The organism is Pseudoalteromonas sp. SR44-8 (assembly GCF_014163635.1).
GTDB classification, from domain to species: domain Bacteria; phylum Pseudomonadota; class Gammaproteobacteria; order Enterobacterales; family Alteromonadaceae; genus Pseudoalteromonas; species Pseudoalteromonas rhizosphaerae.
Genome location: NZ_JACJDS010000095.1, coordinates 1 through 619, shown reverse-complemented (window position 1 = coordinate 619; position 619 = coordinate 1). Strand labels below are relative to the sequence as shown.

1 rRNA gene is annotated in these 619 nt (G+C 46.4%); it reads left to right on the top strand.

Annotated elements, in window-relative coordinates:
* Positions 1 to 20 precede the first annotated feature (20 nt).
* Positions 21 to 619: ribosomal RNA gene (locus H5183_RS21475) — 23S ribosomal RNA — on the top strand; the annotation flags it as partial.

Sequence of the window (619 nt, the reverse complement as noted above, 5' to 3'; positions counted from 1 at the left end):
AAGACCCGTTTGGGTTGTATGGTTAAGTGACTAAGCGTACACGGTGGATGCCTTGGCAGTTGGAGGCGATGAAGGACGTATTAACTTGCGATAAGCCTAGTCAAGCTAGTAAAAAGCACTTGAGACTAGGATTTCCGAATGGGGAAACCCACCTGCTTGCAGGTATCGTTAACTGAATACATAGGTTAACGAAGCGAACGCGGAGAACTGAAACATCTAAGTACCCGTAGGAAAAGAAATCAACCGAGATTCCGAAAGTAGCGGCGAGCGAAATCGGAACAGCCCTTAAGCTTAATTGGTGTTAATGGAAGGCTCTGGAAAGTGCCACGATACAGGGTGATAGTCCCGTACATGAAAATCCCTTTTAAGTGAAATCGAGTAGGTCGGAGCACGTGAAACTTTGACTGAATATAGGTGGACCATCATCTAAGGCTAAATACTCCCAACTGACCGATAGTGAACCAGTACCGTGAGGGAAAGGCGAAAAGAACCCCTGTGAGGGGAGTGAAATAGAACCTGAAACCGTGTACGTACAAGCAGTAGGAGCCCACTTGTTGGGTGACTGCGTACCTTTTGTATAATGGGTCAGCGACTTATATTTTGTAGCGAGGTTAACCGA